This is a genomic window from Nonomuraea sp. NPDC051298, from assembly GCF_055586305.1.
Genome location: NZ_JBVJIM010000009.1, coordinates 133,320 through 147,997, shown reverse-complemented (window position 1 = coordinate 147,997; position 14,678 = coordinate 133,320). Strand labels below are relative to the sequence as shown.

Here is a 14,678-nt window from a genome sequence, read left to right as displayed (position 1 = left end):
CACCCGGGTGACCACGCCGCTGTAACTACGTGCGCGGGCACCCGCGCAGAATGATAGGTACAACTATCATAGTTGCACCTATCATTCTTTCCGGGGAGGTCTGATGCTCAGCAAGCCGTCCCGCCTGTTCGGCAGGGACACCGAGTGGGAGGAACTGGCGGGCTTCGTCTCGTCCCCCTTGATGGGCGCCTCTCTTGGCCTCGTCTACGGGCGGCGTCGCCAGGGCAAGACCCTGATGCTCGAACTCCTCGCCCAGGAGACGGGCGGCCTGCTCTTCGCCGCCACACAGCAGACCGAGGCGCAGAGCCTCGCCGACCTGGGCGCGGCGTACGCCCACCACCGAGGTCTTCGCCGGCCGGTCGCCTTCGGCACCTGGCGGGAGGGGCTCGACGAACTCCTTCGCCTGGGCGAGGAACGGGCGACGCCGGTGATCATCGACGAGTTCCCCTACCTGATGTCGGCCACACCCGCGCTCCCCTCGTACCTCCAGCAGGCACTCAGTCCCACCGGGCATGCCAAGGAGCACACCCGCACGCGCATGATCCTCTGCGGCAGCGCCCTCACCACGATGTCCCAGCTACTGGGCGGGGGTGCGCCGCTGCGGGGACGGGCGGTGCTGGAGTTGATCGTGCGGCCCTTCGGATTTCGGGACGCGAGCAGGTTCTGGGGGCTGGCGCACGACCCCGAGCTGGCCTTCCGCGTCAACGCGCTCGTCGGAGGGACGCCCGCGTACCTGGAGATGTGCGGCGGGTCGGGGCCGGACGACGTCGATTCCTTCGATCGATGGGTGCAGCGGCGGCTGCTCAATCCCGCCTCGGCGATGTTCCGCGAGGGCGGCCTGCTGCTGCGTGAGGAGCCGTCCATCGCCGACCCCACCTCGTACGCCGCCGTGTTGACGGCCATCAGCGCGGGTAACCATCGCCGTTCGGAGATCGCCGCCGTGCTCGGGCGGCCGGCGAGCGCGGTGGGCCATCTGCTCACGGGGTTGCACGGCATCGGCCTGATCCAGCAGGTGGACGACGCTCTGCGGCAGAAGCGGAGCGTGTTCAAGGTCGCCGAGCCGATCGTGCGGCTCCACCAGCTCGTCACGCAGCGGCGCGAGCCCGAGCTGGTCGCCGGTCAGGCGGCGCGGGTCTGGCACGCGAACGCCGACACGGTCGCCTCCAAGATCTACGGCCCCCACTTCGAGGACGTCGTCCGTGAGTGGTGCTTCCTGCACGCCTCCAGCGACACGCTGGGCGGGACCGCGAGTGCCGTGCGTCCCAGTGACGTGGCGTGCCGTGCTCACCGGCAGGGGCACGAACTCGACGTCGTCGTGACGGAGACGCGCTCGGCGGCGCCCGATCGGATCACGGCGATCGGGGAGGCCAAGGGCACCCTCACCCCGGTGGGCGCGCCACAGCTTCAGCGGCTGGAGCACCTGCGCGCCCTGCTTCCCGATGCGCAGGTGGACCAGCCGCCCAAACTGCTGCTCTTCGCACGCGCGGGGTTCACCGGCGAGCTGGTGGAGGTGGCGCGCGGGCGTCGCGATGTGGAGCTGGTGGACCTGCGCCGCCTCTACTCCGGCGACTGATTCGAACGATGGTCCGCCGGGAGGGCCGTCACCCGCTCTGGCGGGCCTCGTCGCCGGCGTTCGTGCGGATCTGCTGGATGCGCTGCTTGGTCAGCCCCAGCAGCTCGCCGATGTCGCCGTCGGACAGCCCCAGCTCGTGCATGTGCTTGACCCGCTTCTTCAGCGTGCGCGTGTAGTCCTCGGCGATGGCGGCGGCCTGGCGCTGGAGGGCGGCGAAGTCGTCGAGGTCCTGCTCGGACAGGCCGGGCAGCGTGTAGTGGTAGACCGGCGACGGCGGCCGGCCGCGATCGGCGAACAGGAACGGGAGCCCCTCGGCGACGTCCCCGTGCAGCTCCTTCAGCGTACGGGCGGACATGCCGCCGGCCACGCCGTCCACCTGCGCCAGCCAGAGGTTGCCGGCCATGGTGACGTGGACGTCGACGCGGTCTGCGGTCATCGGGGTGCTCCAGTCAGTCTTCCTGCCGGTCGTACGGCGGGGCCGGTCGGCCGGTCGTCGCCGAAAGCCAGTCGTCGCCGAACACGTGTGCCAGCCCTCGTTCGAGAGAGTCGACCAGGTGGGGGGTCTCCTTGGGGTAGAGCGGGACGATCGCGCGGGCCACGACCCGGCCCTCTGTGTCCCACAGCAGGAGGAAGCGTTGCCGCTTGGTCGTCTCCGCCCAGTCGCAGCGCAGGCCGTGGAGGTGGGAGAGCCTGATGATCCGATCGCGGATGGTCGCGTAGTCGTCTCGTTCCACCACACGCGGCAGACTATATCCCTTGCCTACCATCGACAAGAGGTATTGTCGCCAGAATTGGCCAGGCGTGTCGGTTACCGTGCGGGCTGCTCGACCCAGGCCCGTACGAACGTCCGCGTGGCGGCGCGGGCCAGCTCCCGCAGGTCGGAGTCGTCCAGCGAGCGGGTACCCATCTGCGTGCGCGCCTCCAGCGGGCCGAGCAGCAGGCCGAGGAACTGCTCGGCCGCCAGGTCGGGATCGGTGGTGTGGACGCGGCCGGCGAGCGCGAGCCGGGCCAGCCGGTCGGCCAGGGCCTTGGTGAGCCGGTCGGGGCCGCTCTCCCTGACGACGTCGAGGATGTCGGGGAAGTGGGTGACCTCCGAGTAGAGCAGCCGGCGCAGCGCGCACGAACGCCCGTCGGTGTGCAGGCGGAGCAGGGCCCCGGCGACCTCCTCCAGCGTCACGGACAGGTCGTCGCCGGGGGCGGCGAGCGGCTCCAGGGCGGCGACGCGCTCGTCGAGCACGGCCTGCGCGGCGGCCTCGATGGCGTGCCGGAAGAGGGTGGCCTTGTCGGTCATGTGGTTGTAGACCGTCGGCTTGGCCACGCCCGCCTCGCGGGCGATCTCCTGCACGCACGACTGTGCGTAGCCCTCCCGAGCGAACACGGTGAACGCGCCTTCCAGGATGGCCTGCCGCTTGTCGATCCGTCCCCTGGTGGTGGTCATACCTGCGATTGTACCCACGGGTTCAATCATGTGGACGCTCTAGGTTGCGTCGGACGCGTCAGATAATTAACTTGAACCCATGAGTTCAGATTCGGACGACCGCTTGGACCGGCGGTTGGTGGGCACGATCGTCGTGGTCCTGCTCGGCGGGCTGCTGGGCATCCTCAACAGCACCATGGCGGCCGTCGCCACCGACACGCTGGCCGAGGTTTTCGACACGTCGCTGAGCACGATCGGCTGGACCGCCACCGGCTTCCTGCTGGCCGTGACCGCCACCATCCCGTTCACCACCTGGGCCGTCGACCGGTACGGCGGCAAGCGCCTGTGGGTGGCCGGTCTGGTGCTGTTCCTGGCCGGGTCGCTGGCCGCCGGGCTGGCCTGGGACGTGGGCAGCCTGATCGCGTTCCGGGTGGTGCAGGGGGTCGGGGCGGGGCTGCTCGACCCGCTCGTGCTGATCCTGCTCGCCCGCGCCGCCGGGCCGCGCCGGGCTGGGCGGGTGATGGGGCTGATGGGCGTGGTGCTGTCGCTGGGACCGGTGCTCGGGCCGATCGCGGGCGGCGCGATCCTCGGCGCCATGAGCTGGCGGGCGATGTTCCTGATCAGCGTGGTCGTCGGCGCCGTGGCGCTGGTGCTCGCGCTACGGGTGATCCCCGCCGACGAGCCGATCGAGGAGCGTACCTCGCGGCTGGACGTGGTCGGGCTGGCGCTGCTCGGGCCGGGCTTCGCGGCCGTGGTGCTGGCGCTGTCGCAGACCGGCGAGCAGGGGACGTTCGGCGCGTGGCAGGTGGTGCTGCCGCTGGCCCTGGGGGTCGCGCTGCTCGCCGGGTACGCCGTCCACGCCCGTACGCCGTCGCCGCTGATCGATCTGCGGCTGTTCCGCAACCGGGGGTTCAGCGCGAGCGTCACGATCATGGGGCTCGGCGGGATGGGGCTGTTCGCCGGGCTGTTCGCGCTGCCCCTGTACTACCAGCAGGCGCACGGTCACGGCGTGCTGGCGGCCGGGCTGCTCATGGCCCCGCTCGGCCTCGGCGGCGCCATCGCCATGCCGCTGGCCGGACGCCTCTCCGACCGGCTCGGCGCGCGCGGCCTGGCCGCCGCGGGCGCGGTCGTGTCGGTCGCCGGCGTGTTCGCCCTGACCCGGATCGGGCCCGGCACGCCCGAGGTGTGGCCGGCCCTGGCGGCGCTCACGTTCGGGCTGGGCAGCGGCTGCTTCAGCGCCCCGACCATGGGCTCGCTCTACCGCACGCTCCCCGGGCCCATGGTGGCCCAGGGCAGTTCGGTGCTCTACATGCTGAACCAGCTCGGCGCGGCGCTCGGGGTGGCCATCGTGGCGCTCGTCGTCCAGACCTCGGCCGACGCGATGAGCGGGCTGCGCGGGGTGTTCTGGCTGGGCGTCGCCTCCAACCTGCTCGTCCTGGCCCTCGTCCCGCTCCTGCCCGGCCGGGCGAGCACGCCGCAGCCCGTACGAGAGCAGGAGTTCGCGTGACCATCGGAATCTGTGAAGAGAGGAAGCTCGTATGACGAAGACACTGGTGATCAGCGGCGGGACCGACGGGATGGGACGGGCGCTCGCCCGCACCTACCTGGAGCGCGGCGACACGGTCGCCGTCGTGGGACGCGACGCGGCCAAGGCGTTGCCGGGAGCGACGTTCATCCAGGCCGACCTGACCCTGATCAGCGAGAACCGGCGGGTGATCGACGAGGTCAACACCCGCTTCCCGGTGGTGGACGCGCTGGTGCTGTGCGCGCGCTACTTCCGTACGCATCGGTTCGTGACGAAGGAGGGGCTGGAGGGCACGTTCGCGCTCGACTACCTGAGCCGCTTCCTGCTCAGCCACGGGCTGAACGGGCCACGGATGATCGTGAACGTGTCGGGGCCCGGCCAGCCGGACGGGCGGATCCACTGGGACGACCTCATGCTGGAGCGCCGCTACGACGGCATGAAGGCGCAGTTCCAGGCCGGGAAGGCGAACGACCTGCTGGGCGTGGCCTTCGCGGCGCGGCACGGCGACCGTACCCGGTATGTGCTGCTCCATCCGGGCGGGGTGTCGACGAGTGTGGCCGGTGAGTTCGACGCGTCGACGGCGATGCACGTCGAGGCGCTGAAACGGTACGGGATGCCGGTGGAGGAGGGCATCAAGCCCATCGTCGCCCGCATCGACGACCCGTCGGCCGAGCCGCTCACCGCGTTCATGCGGCACCAGCGCATCGGCCTGGACCTGCCGTCCTTCGACCCGAGGGCGGCGGAGAGGCTGCACGAGCGGACACTCGCGCTGATCGGCTCCACGGCCGGACCGATCTAGCGACCGATCCGGCCGGACCGAGGTGTGTCCCGCCCTCCCGAGGCGGGGCACACCTGTGCCTCAACCCTTGTAGTTGAAGATCTGGCGGAGCGTGTGCTGGACCTCGACGAGATCCTTCTGGTCCGCCATCACCTGGTCGATCGGCTTGTACGCGTCAGGATGCTCGTCCACCAGGGCCGCGGCCCGGTCCGCGTTCCAGGTGCGACCGCTCATCGCCGCGGACAGGGACGCCACGGACAGCTCCCGCTTCGCCTTGGTACGCGACATACGGCGGCCCGCACCGTGCGAGCAGGAATGGTACGACTCCGGGTTCCCGCGACCCCGCACGATGTACGAGCGGGTGCCCATCGAGCCCGGGATCACGCCTTCGTCGCCGGTGTCGGCCTTGATGGCCCCCTTGCGGGTGATCCAGAGGGACTTGCCGTAGTGGGTCTCCTGCTGGGTGAAGTTGTGGTGGCAGTTGATGGTGCGGACCCGCTGCCCCTGGCCGACAACCCTGAACAGCGCGTTGATCAGGACCTTGTCCATCCGTGCCCGCGAAGCCATGGCGTAGTGCTGGGCCCACAGCATGTCCTCGATGTACGCGGTGAACTCCGGCGTGCTCTGGACCAGGTACGCCAGGTCGGGGTCCTCCAGGCCGACGGCCTGCTTCCTCATCAGCTTCTTCGCGCCCGTGATGTGCATCTGGGCGAGCTGGTTGCCGATGCCGCGCGAACCCGAGTGCAGGACCGTCCAGACGTGGTCACGCTCGTCGAGGCAGACCTCGACGAAGTGGTTGCCGGAGCCGAGGGTGCCGAACTGCTCGGCCACCTTCCTGCTCTGCTTCGGGTCGAGGTCGGTGTGGGGAAGACCGAGGTCGCTGAGCGTGCGGTCGATCGACGGGTCGTCGTGGCCCTTGCCGACACCGGCGGGGATGCGGCGCTCCACCAGCGGCATCAGGGCGGCGAGCGTGTCGGGCAGGTCCGCCGCCGTGAGCGTCGTCTCCGTGGCCACCATGCCGCAACCGATGTCCACGCCGACGGCGGCGGGGATGATCGCGTTCTCGGTGGGGATGACCGAGCCGACCGTCGCACCGATGCCGACGTGCGCGTCGGGCATGAGAGCGACGTGGCCGGAGACGAACGGCAGGCGGGCGGTGCGTGCGGCCTGCAGGATCGCGCCTTCGTCGATCTCGCTGGCCCACGACAGCAGGTTCGGTGCGGGCTGGTTCGGCATGAAAGAAGTCTCCTCACTGGTTCGTGATCAGTGTGGCGACACCAGGCGAGGAATTCCCACTCATTTTATCGAATGCGGCTTCTGCCGGCTGTGCGGGCCACGTTCATGCGCGGGTATGGCGAGTGGTGGGAGCGAATGGCAGGAGTTCGTGATCGTGGTGCGGCTTCCCGCCCGTCGCGCATCAATGCTCAACTGGCCGGCCTCGAAGGTGCCGCCTGCACGATCATCGGCTGGGGTACGGGATGGCTTCTGCGAAGGTCGGCGTAGCGGGAGGCGACGCGGCGGGCAGCCCGCTCAGGGTCGAGCACGGGATGGTAGGCGTAGATGACTCGCTTGCGGTGCGGGTCCCAGCCGGTACGCCACCAGTAGCGGTCGCCATCGCACCAGACCACAAGGCCCACCCAGACCGACACCAGGGCCAGCCCGTATCCATCGTGGATGTCGGCGGGAACGCCGAGTGCGGCAAGGGCTTGACCTATGTCACGGGCGGCATGCAGGGGGTGAGGTGGGGGTGTGATCTTTGGTCGGTTCCTGGTCATGGAGTCAGTGGACTCGGCGCGGGATCGCCCTCATAAGCGCGTGATCGAGACGGGTGATGGGAGCAGGTTCACACCCTGTGTGAATGCGACAAAGCTGTGATGTGCTCGTCTGCCAACCGTCCGCTCGCTCCGTAATGCTCTGCTTACACTTCGGATATGGCGTCGCTCGACGAGGGGGGCTGAAGTGAGTGAGCGGAACATCCTGCTGGAGGCCCTGCTTGCGGAAGCGGGCATCTCGCACGCGGGGCTGGCCGCGCGGATCAACAGGGCCACCGCGACCGCTCGTCGCCCATCGCGCTACGACCACACGGCCGTAGCGCGATGGGTCAGAGACAACGCCGTCCCGAGGGGCGACGTTCCGGAGATCATCTGCGAGATCATCGGTCCCAGGGTCGGGCGGGTCCTCGCGCTGTCAGATCTCGGGATGGCGAGAACAGCGGGTGGCGACTGCGAGACGGAGCTGCCCCAGGCGGTTGACCAGGCTGTCGCTCTGTGGCGAGGAGACCTGGGGAACAAGGTCTTCCCTGCGGGCGCGTTGTTGATCGAAGGTTCAGCAGCCGTCGCACCGATCTTCGGATGGGAGAACCCGCCACACGAGATCGACGTCTCGCGGCGAGGTCCGCGCCCGGTGTCGATGAACGACGTCCAGGTGCTCAAGGACGCGCGTGGTCGATATGAGCAGATGTACCGCAGGGTGGGCGGCGTCCCGGTGCGGCCGCGGCTCGTGGCCTTCCTCAACACCAGCGTGACGCCGCTGCTCAGAGGTGGCCATGACGACGAGATCGGCCGGCGGCTGTTCCGGGCGGCAGGCGGGTTGGTCGCGCTCGCGGGCATATGCGCGTACGACTCTGACAGGCAGGCGCTGTCTCAGCGCTACCTGTTTCACGCGCTCAGGATGGCCAAGGCGTCGAGCAACCTGGCCTTCGGCGGTTACGTGATCGCTTTGCTGGCGAACCAGGCGATGGCGCAGGCGAAGTACCGGCGCGTCATCCAGTACTGCGAGACGGCTCTACGGGGAGCGCGGGGTCACCTGAGTCCCGCCCTCGCGACGGATTTGCACATTCTCCAGGCGAAGGCATACGCACGTGTCGGCGACCGGGGAAGCTGCCATGCGCACATGCGCCGATCGGAGATCACGGCGGGGCAGATCCGGCAAGGAGAAGAGCCTCCGGAGACCGGCTACGTACAACCGGGTCTGCTTGAGTGCCAACACGCCGAGGCGCTGCGCCGTCTCGGCGACCTGACATCTGCTCGGGAGTACGCAGAGGAAGCTCTGCGTTTGGCTGGCACGTGCCATCTGCGGGGGCAGGCTCACAGGCAGGCGACTCTCGCCTTGATTTTGGCCGAACGCGGAGAGCTGGAACGGGCTGCCTCTACCGCGGAAAGCATGCTCGACTGCACCGAGGGAATGGAGTCCGAGCGCCTTGCCGAGCGCATCGAATCGGTGGCGACAGCCCTGAGTGCCTACGACACACAACCGGTCAAAGCGTTTGTCGCTCGTGCGAGACAGCAGGCGGGCATTCCCTTGTAGCGTGGTGCCGGTCCAGGCGTCCACGCAGGGGAGCAGCCGCATGCGCTGGCAGGTTCACTCGGAAGAGCCGCTGTACACCGACCGCTGGCTCGACGTTCGGGTGGCCGACGTGGAGCTGCCGGACGGAAGGCATCTCGATCACCGGCTCATCCGTACCGCGCCCGGTGCGGGTGCCGTCGTCACTGACGAACAGAATCGCGTACTGCTCATCTGGCGGCATCGCTTCATCACCGACACCTGGGGTTGGGAGATTCCCATCGGCAAGATCGACGAGGGTGAGGAGCCGATCGCGGCCGCCGCCCGTGAGGTCGAAGAAGAGACCGGTTGGCGCCCCGGCCCCTTGCGTCCGCTGCTCTACACCCAGCCGACCAGTGGCATCTCCGACTCCGAGCACCATGTCTTCCGCGCCGACAGCGCCCGGCACATCGGGTCGCCCACCGAAGCGTGGGAGGCGGAGCGCGTCGAGTGGGTCCCCCTGACAGGCATCCGCCGCCTGATCGACAAGCGCGACCTCGTCAGCGGCACCAGCATGAACGCCCTGCTGTACGTCCTCACGGAGATCTGACGACCACCGGCAGGAGGCGGTTGTCAGGCCGACTCGCGGACGACCAGGTCGGCCGGGAGGAGGACGGGGGTGTCCGGGCCGCCGTCGAACAGGCCCAGCAGGAGGTCCACGGTGGCGGTGGCCCAGTCGGTCATCGGGCTGTGGATCGTGGTCAGGGGCGGGGTGGTGTAGCGGGCGGCCTCGATGTCGTCGAAGCCGATCACCGCGACGTCGTCCGGCACCCGGCGGCCCGATTCGCGCAGGGTGCGCAGGGCGCCGATGGCCATGAGGTCGTTGGCGGCGAAGACGGCGTCGAGGCCGGGGTCGTCCTGGAGGAGCTGGCGCATGGCGTCGGCGCCGGAGACGCGGGTGAAGTCGCCGAGGGCGACGATCGAGCGGTGGCCGGTGTCGCGCATGACGTCGGTGTAGGCGGTGAGGCGTTCCTGTGAGGCGATCATGTCCAGCGGGCCCGTGATCGTGGCGATCCGGCGCCTGCCCTGCCTGAGCAGGTGGTGGACGGCCAGGGCGGCGCCGCCGGGGTTGTCGTTCTCGGCGTGGGGGACGGCCGGGTTCGTACGGCCCAGCGAGACGACGGGGAGGCCCTTGCGGGCCAGCGTGGCGGGCAGGGAGTCGGCGCCGTGCATGGAGACGAGCATGACGCCGTCGACGTGGCCCGCCGCGACGTACTGGGCCACGCGGGCCCGGCTCTCCTCCGAGCCCGCCAGCATGAGCACCACCTGCTTCCCGGCCGCCTCCAGTTTCCTGCTGGCCTGGCGGACCACGGCCGAGAACATCGGGTCGTCGGAGACGAGGCCCTTGGGCGGGTCGGAGACGACGAGGGCGACGGCGTCGGTACGGCGGGTGGCCAGGTGGCGGGCGGCGGCGTGGGGAACGTAGCCCAGCTCCCTGACGGCCCGCAGCACCACCTCGCGGATCGACGGGGCCACGGTCGAGGCGCCGTTGATCACCCGGGAGACGCTGGACTTGGAGACGCCGGCACGGGCGGCCACGGCTTCGAGGGTCGGGCGGTTCGCCTCGCTCTTGGGTGCCACCTCACTCCTTCCGGTGAGAGAGCGCTCCCTCGCAAGGGTGCGGGTGCGGGGCGGGGCGAGTCAAGACGTGCCTTTTTCGCGTGTTTCTCAGGGCGGGGATGGGTCCTCGGGCGGTTCGCGAGTGGGGTGTGGATCGTGGCTGGTCGCGGGGTGTCGCCGGATTCGCGGAGCCGAACGAGAGAGCGCTCTCTCATGCGTCGGAGAGGTTTCTACGGGGTTAACGCGGACCTTGACAGGGATTAGAGACGCGAGCACCCTCCCATTCAGGGAGCGCTCCCTCGAACCATCCCCCCAGTTTGACGGAGACGTCGTGAGTCCACCCCACAGCCCAGGCGTGCGCCGCCTGGCGACGCTCATCGCCCTCATGATCACCCTGTCGCTGATGTCGGCGCTGCCCGCCGGCGCCGCCGACCCCCTCCTCTCCCAGGGCAAGCCGGCCACCGCCTCCTCCACCGAGAGCATCGCCTTCCCCGCCTCCGCCGTCGTGGACGGCGACGCGGGCACCCGCTGGTCCAGCGCCTTCGCCGACCCCCAGTGGATCCAGATCGACCTGGGCGCCACCGCGTCCATCAGCCAGGTCGAGCTGAGCTGGGAGGCCGCGTACGCCACCGCCTTCCAGGTGCAGGTGTCGGCCGACGGCGGCGCCTGGACCACCCTCCACTCGACGACCACCGCCACCGGCGGCGCCCAGACGCTGACCGTCTCCGGCAACGGCCGCTACGTACGCGTCCACGGCACCGCGCGGGCCACCCAGTGGGGCTACAGCCTCTGGGAGTTCAAGGTCTACGGGACCACGGGCTCCACCGGCCCCGGCCCCGGCGAGCGGCTGCTGTCGTACAACAAGCCCGGCGTGGCCTCCACCTCCCAGCACGACGTGAACTGCTGGGAGTGCACCCCGGCCAGGGCGTTCGACCTCGACCCGGCCAGCCGATGGGCCACCAGCTCCACCTCCGGCTGGGTGGACCCCGGCTGGATCTACGTGGATCTGGGCGCGACCGCGCAGATCAGCAAGGTCGTCCTGCAGTGGGACCCGGCCTACGCCAGGTCGTTCCAGATCCAGGTGTCGAACGACGCGAGCGCCTGGACGACCGTCTACACCACGACCACCGGCACCGGGTTCAAGCAGACGCTGAACGTGACCGGCACGGGCCGATACGTCCGCATGTACGGCACCCAGCGCGCCGGCGCCTACGGCTACAGCCTGTGGGAGTTCCAGGTGTACGGCACCGGCGGCAACCCCACCGACCCCCCGGCCCCGCCCCAGGACCCCGCCAACCCGCCGGCCCTGGTGTGGAGCGACGAGTTCAACGGCCCGTCAGGCGGCAAGCCCGACGCCGCCAAGTGGCGCGCGGACCCGGGCACGGGGCCGAACAACGAGCTGGAGTACTACACCAACCACGACAACGCCTCCATGGACGGTCAGGGACACCTGGTCATGGAGGCCCGCAAGCAGGCCACGCCGGGCTCCGCCTGCCCGACCGACCCGCTGACCGGCAGCACCACCTGCCAGTACACCTCGGCCAGGATGAACACCGGCACGAAGTTCCACTTCACCTACGGCCGGGTCGAGGCCCGGATCAAGGTGCCCAAGGGCGACGGGCTGTGGCCGGCGTTCTGGATGATGGGCGCGGACTTCCTGACCGGGCGGCCGTGGCCGTACAACGGCGAGATCGACATCATGGAGGTCCTCGGCAAGGACGTGAAGACGTCCTACTCGACCGTCCACGCGCCCGCCTACAACGGCGGCGGGGGCGTCGGGTCGCCCTACACGCTGCCGAGCGGGGCCGACTTCTCCGACGACTTCCACGTCTGGGCCGCCAACTGGGACAGCAAGGGCATCGTCTACACGCTCGACGGGCGGACGGTGTTCACCATCAGCAAGGACCAGGTGGAGCAGACCCGCGGCCCGTGGATCTTCGACCACCCGTTCTACATCATCCTCAACCTCGCCGTCGGCGGTGACTGGCCGGGGCCGCCGAACGCCGCCACGCCGTTCCCGTCCCGGATGCTCGTCGACTACGTACGCGTCTACCAGTGATCACCTGGAGCGAAGGGAGCCGCCATGCTCATCTCACGACTGCTCGCCCTGTTGTCCGTGCTGCTCGCGACGTTCGTCGTGGCCCCGCGCCCGGCGACGGCCGAGCCCGTACGGGTCGCCGAGTTCCTCGCCGACTGCCCGTTCAGCCATCGGCTGCCCGACGACCCGATCGTCTTCCCGGGTCTGGCGGGGGCCTCGCACATGCACAGCTTCTTCGGCAGCCGCGTCACCAACGCCTACACCCAGCTCTCCGACCTGCTGAACGGCGCCACCAACTGCAACCCCGCCGTGGACAAGTCGTCGTACTGGGTGCCGACCCTCTACCGGGACGACGCTCCCGTGGAACCGGCCATCGTCACGTTCTACTACCTCGGCGAGGGCGTACGTGACGACGTCATCGCCAGGACCCAGCCGCTGCCGCTGGGGCTGCGGATCGTGGCGGGCAACGCCAAGGCGACCGGGCCGGACAGCACCACGATCTCCCGATGGTCGTGCCTGCACGCGGGGCACGTGGGAGCGTCCAAGGACTTCGTCAACTGCCCGCCGGGGACGATGCTGGAGTCGTACCTGGACTTCCCGCAGTGCTGGAACGGGCGCGACCTGGACTCGGCCGACCACAAGAGCCACATGGCCTATCCGGTGGCGGGCGAGTGCCCCAGCACGCATCCCGTACCGGTGCCGAAGCTGCGGCAGGTGATCCGCTATCCGGTGAGCGGTGACCCCGCGCGCTTCCGGCTGGCGTCGGGCGGCGGGTTCACGATGCACGGCGACTTCTTCAACGCCTGGCCGGCGGCGGAGATGGAGCGCCGGGTGCGTGACTGCATCCGTCCGATCATCAAGTGCGGCGCCGACGGTCGCCCGTCGTAGCCGTGTTCCGTTCCGTGTCCGGGCGGGTTCGCCCGCCCGGACTCCCGCCTGGGAGGTCGTGACCGTGCTGCGGCGTCTGGTGCTGGTGTTGGTGCTGGTCCTGGCCCCGATCGGGTGCTCGGGCGCGCGGGAGCCCGTGCCCTCGCCAACGGTGTCCGGCACGCCTTTCAACACGACCGATGTGGCCTGGCTGCAGCTCGCCGAGGCGCTGCACACGCGTACGCTGCCGCTGCTGGAGCTGGCGTCCGAGCGGGCGGGCAGCCGGTCGCTGGCCGAGCTGGCGGGCCGGCTGGGCGAGGCGCACGAGGCGGGGCGCGAACGGCTGCGCACCCTGCTCGTACGGGCCGGGGGCGGCGCAGAGAACCCGCACGCCGGGCACGACATGCCCGGCATGCCCACGGCGCAGGACCTCGAGCAGGTGACCGGGCTGCGGGACGACGCCTTCGACCGGCGGTTCACGGAGCTGACACGGTCCTACCTGGAACAGCTCGTGCTGATCGCCAACGGGGAGCGCGGCGCGGGCGGGGCGGCCGAGGTGCGGGAGCTGGCGGGCGCGATGGCCCGTACCCATGCGGCCGAACTGGCCCAGCTCCAGCAGATCACCGCGCCCTAGGCTGGGGGCCATGAGCGATGCTTGGGGGCCGGGCGCAGCCTCGCGCGGCTGCTGCGGTGGCTGCACGCGGCCCTGTCATGATCTTCTGGCGCGGCGGTTCTCCGAGCGCCAGGCGCCCCCGGCCGCGGCCTCCTCGACGTACGTCTCGAACGACTTCGGCGGGCGGCCCGTCACCCGGCGCACCGCCTCCGAGACCGGCTGGTCGCCCAGCGCGCGCAGGGCGGCGAACGCCTTGGCCGCCCGGATCGACTCGTCGGAGAAGCCGTTGGCCGCGATGTAGTCCTCGTCGCCGCCCAGGTAACGCACCTCGCGCCCGATCCTCCGGCCGATGATCTCCACGGCCTCGCCGAACGGCAGCGAACGCGGCCCCGTCAGCTCGTACGAGCGCCCTTCGTGACCGTCCGAGGTCAGGGCCGCGGCGGCGACGGCCGCGATGTCACCGGCGTCCACGAACCCCTGGCCCACGTCGCCGACCGGCACCAGCAGCTTGCCCGCCATGATGGCCGGTTGGAAGAAGCCCTCGTCGAAGTTCTGGTCGAACCAGCTCGGCCGCAGGATCGTCCACGCGGCCCCGCTCCCGCGGACCGTGCACTCGGCCGCCTGCAGGCGCTCGTCGCCCATGGCCTCGATGGCCCCGCTCGACAGCAGCACGATGCGCTCGACGCCGCCGCGCACGGCCAGGGACACGAACGTGGGATCGACCGGCGTCCCGTCGGGCGCCATGAGATAGAGGGCCTTCGCGCCGGACACGGCCCCCTCCCAGGTGGCGGGGTCGGACCAGTCGAACCTGGTCCGGCCGCTCCTGGAGGCCGCGCGCACGGGACGGCCGTCGGCCCGCAGCAGGTCGGCCACCCGACGGCCGGTGGAACCGGTGGCACCGAGGACGAGGATCACCTGGCCAGTCATGCCCCAGGTCAGGCAAAGGCCACCGGCAGAACTCGTCAAGGGCGTCCGGCCCGCGTCCG

Annotated in this window: 15 protein-coding genes; 8 read left to right on the top strand and 7 right to left on the bottom strand. The window is 70.2% G+C overall.

Annotated elements, in window-relative coordinates:
- The first annotated feature begins 103 nt into the window (after positions 1-103).
- Positions 104-1,573: an AAA family ATPase gene (locus ACZ6S0_RS25720; protein WP_465921869.1), complete on the top strand. Its 1,470-nt coding sequence runs from the start codon at positions 104-106 to the stop codon at positions 1,571-1,573.
- A 28-nt stretch (positions 1,574-1,601) separates the two neighbouring features.
- Here ACZ6S0_RS25720 and ACZ6S0_RS25715 read toward each other — a convergent pair whose 3' ends face one another.
- The 3 genes from ACZ6S0_RS25715 to ACZ6S0_RS25705 form a co-directional block, all read right to left on the bottom strand.
- Positions 1,602-2,009, bottom strand: a complete 408-nt coding sequence (locus ACZ6S0_RS25715; RefSeq protein ID WP_465921868.1) for a hypothetical protein — start codon at positions 2,007-2,009, stop codon at positions 1,602-1,604.
- A 13-nt stretch (positions 2,010-2,022) separates the two neighbouring features.
- Positions 2,023-2,310, bottom strand: a complete 288-nt coding sequence (locus ACZ6S0_RS25710) for a hypothetical protein (RefSeq protein WP_465921867.1) — start codon at positions 2,308-2,310, stop codon at positions 2,023-2,025.
- Between the two features lie 71 nt (positions 2,311-2,381).
- Positions 2,382-3,011, bottom strand: a complete 630-nt coding sequence (locus ACZ6S0_RS25705) for a TetR/AcrR family transcriptional regulator (protein WP_465921866.1) — start codon at positions 3,009-3,011, stop codon at positions 2,382-2,384.
- 79 nt (positions 3,012-3,090) lie between these two features.
- Here ACZ6S0_RS25705 and ACZ6S0_RS25700 point away from each other — a divergent pair, with 79 nt between their 5' ends.
- Together ACZ6S0_RS25700 and ACZ6S0_RS25695 are read left to right on the top strand one after the other, a co-directional pair.
- A complete protein-coding gene (locus tag ACZ6S0_RS25700; RefSeq protein WP_465921865.1) occupies positions 3,091-4,497 on the top strand; it encodes a DHA2 family efflux MFS transporter permease subunit in 1,407 nt (468 codons plus the stop codon).
- A gap of 31 nt (positions 4,498-4,528) precedes the next feature.
- Entirely contained in the window at positions 4,529-5,314 is a 786-nt protein-coding gene (locus tag ACZ6S0_RS25695; protein WP_465921864.1) for an SDR family NAD(P)-dependent oxidoreductase, read from the top strand.
- A gap of 60 nt (positions 5,315-5,374) precedes the next feature.
- Here ACZ6S0_RS25695 and ACZ6S0_RS25690 read toward each other — a convergent pair whose 3' ends face one another.
- Entirely contained in the window at positions 5,375-6,529 is a 1,155-nt protein-coding gene (locus tag ACZ6S0_RS25690; RefSeq protein ID WP_465921863.1) for an RtcB family protein, read from the bottom strand.
- Positions 6,530-6,717: 188 nt separating this feature from the next.
- Positions 6,718-6,921, bottom strand: a complete 204-nt coding sequence (locus ACZ6S0_RS25685) for a hypothetical protein (protein WP_465921862.1) — start codon at positions 6,919-6,921, stop codon at positions 6,718-6,720.
- Between the two features lie 331 nt (positions 6,922-7,252).
- Here ACZ6S0_RS25685 and ACZ6S0_RS25680 point away from each other — a divergent pair, with 331 nt between their 5' ends.
- Positions 7,253-8,599, top strand: a complete 1,347-nt coding sequence (locus tag ACZ6S0_RS25680) for a transcriptional regulator (protein ID WP_465921861.1) — start codon at positions 7,253-7,255, stop codon at positions 8,597-8,599.
- 40 nt (positions 8,600-8,639) lie between these two features.
- Positions 8,640-9,164, top strand: a complete 525-nt coding sequence (locus tag ACZ6S0_RS25675; RefSeq protein ID WP_465922053.1) for an NUDIX domain-containing protein — start codon at positions 8,640-8,642, stop codon at positions 9,162-9,164.
- A gap of 23 nt (positions 9,165-9,187) precedes the next feature.
- On the opposite strand, the gene ACZ6S0_RS25670 is transcribed toward ACZ6S0_RS25675, so the two are convergent.
- Entirely contained in the window at positions 9,188-10,195 is a 1,008-nt protein-coding gene (locus ACZ6S0_RS25670; protein ID WP_465921860.1) for a LacI family DNA-binding transcriptional regulator, read from the bottom strand.
- A gap of 310 nt (positions 10,196-10,505) precedes the next feature.
- On the opposite strand from ACZ6S0_RS25670, the gene ACZ6S0_RS25665 reads away from it, so the two are divergent.
- Genes ACZ6S0_RS25665 through ACZ6S0_RS25655 form a run of 3 tightly spaced genes read left to right on the top strand, consistent with a single transcriptional unit; the run spans position 10,506 to position 13,713 of the window.
- Positions 10,506-12,233, top strand: coding sequence for a discoidin domain-containing protein (locus tag ACZ6S0_RS25665; protein ID WP_465921859.1), 1,728 nt, complete (start codon positions 10,506-10,508; stop codon positions 12,231-12,233).
- Positions 12,234-12,257: 24 nt separating this feature from the next.
- The gene (locus tag ACZ6S0_RS25660) at positions 12,258-13,100 is read left to right on the top strand and encodes a DUF1996 domain-containing protein (protein WP_465921858.1); all 843 of its coding nucleotides are present in this window, start codon (positions 12,258-12,260) and stop codon (positions 13,098-13,100) included.
- Between the two features lie 58 nt (positions 13,101-13,158).
- Positions 13,159-13,713, top strand: coding sequence for a DUF305 domain-containing protein (locus ACZ6S0_RS25655; RefSeq protein WP_465921857.1), 555 nt, complete (start codon positions 13,159-13,161; stop codon positions 13,711-13,713).
- Between the two features lie 75 nt (positions 13,714-13,788).
- Here the strand turns inward: ACZ6S0_RS25655 and ACZ6S0_RS25650 are convergent, their stop codons facing one another.
- Positions 13,789-14,619, bottom strand: coding sequence for an SDR family oxidoreductase (locus ACZ6S0_RS25650; RefSeq protein ID WP_465921856.1), 831 nt, complete (start codon positions 14,617-14,619; stop codon positions 13,789-13,791).
- Positions 14,620-14,678: the final 59 nt, after the last annotated feature.

Excerpts from the sequence above, each read along its gene's own strand:
- ACZ6S0_RS25700 (WP_465921865.1), top strand. The coding sequence starts at position 3,091 with ATGAGTTCAGATTCGGACGACCGCTTGGACCGGCGGTTGGTGGGCACG.
- ACZ6S0_RS25675 (WP_465922053.1), top strand. The coding sequence starts at position 8,640 with ATGCGCTGGCAGGTTCACTCGGAAGAGCCGCTGTACACCGACCGCTGG.
- ACZ6S0_RS25720 (WP_465921869.1), top strand. The coding sequence starts at position 104 with ATGCTCAGCAAGCCGTCCCGCCTGTTCGGCAGGGACACCGAGTGGGAG.
- ACZ6S0_RS25690 (WP_465921863.1), bottom strand. The coding sequence starts at position 6,529 with ATGCCGAACCAGCCCGCACCGAACCTGCTGTCGTGGGCCAGCGAGATC.
- ACZ6S0_RS25650 (WP_465921856.1), bottom strand. The coding sequence starts at position 14,619 with ATGACTGGCCAGGTGATCCTCGTCCTCGGTGCCACCGGTTCCACCGGC.
- ACZ6S0_RS25705 (WP_465921866.1), bottom strand. The coding sequence starts at position 3,011 with ATGACCACCACCAGGGGACGGATCGACAAGCGGCAGGCCATCCTGGAA.
- ACZ6S0_RS25695 (WP_465921864.1), top strand. The coding sequence starts at position 4,529 with ATGACGAAGACACTGGTGATCAGCGGCGGGACCGACGGGATGGGACGG.
- ACZ6S0_RS25660 (WP_465921858.1), top strand. The coding sequence starts at position 12,258 with ATGCTCATCTCACGACTGCTCGCCCTGTTGTCCGTGCTGCTCGCGACG.
- ACZ6S0_RS25715 (WP_465921868.1), bottom strand. The coding sequence starts at position 2,009 with ATGACCGCAGACCGCGTCGACGTCCACGTCACCATGGCCGGCAACCTC.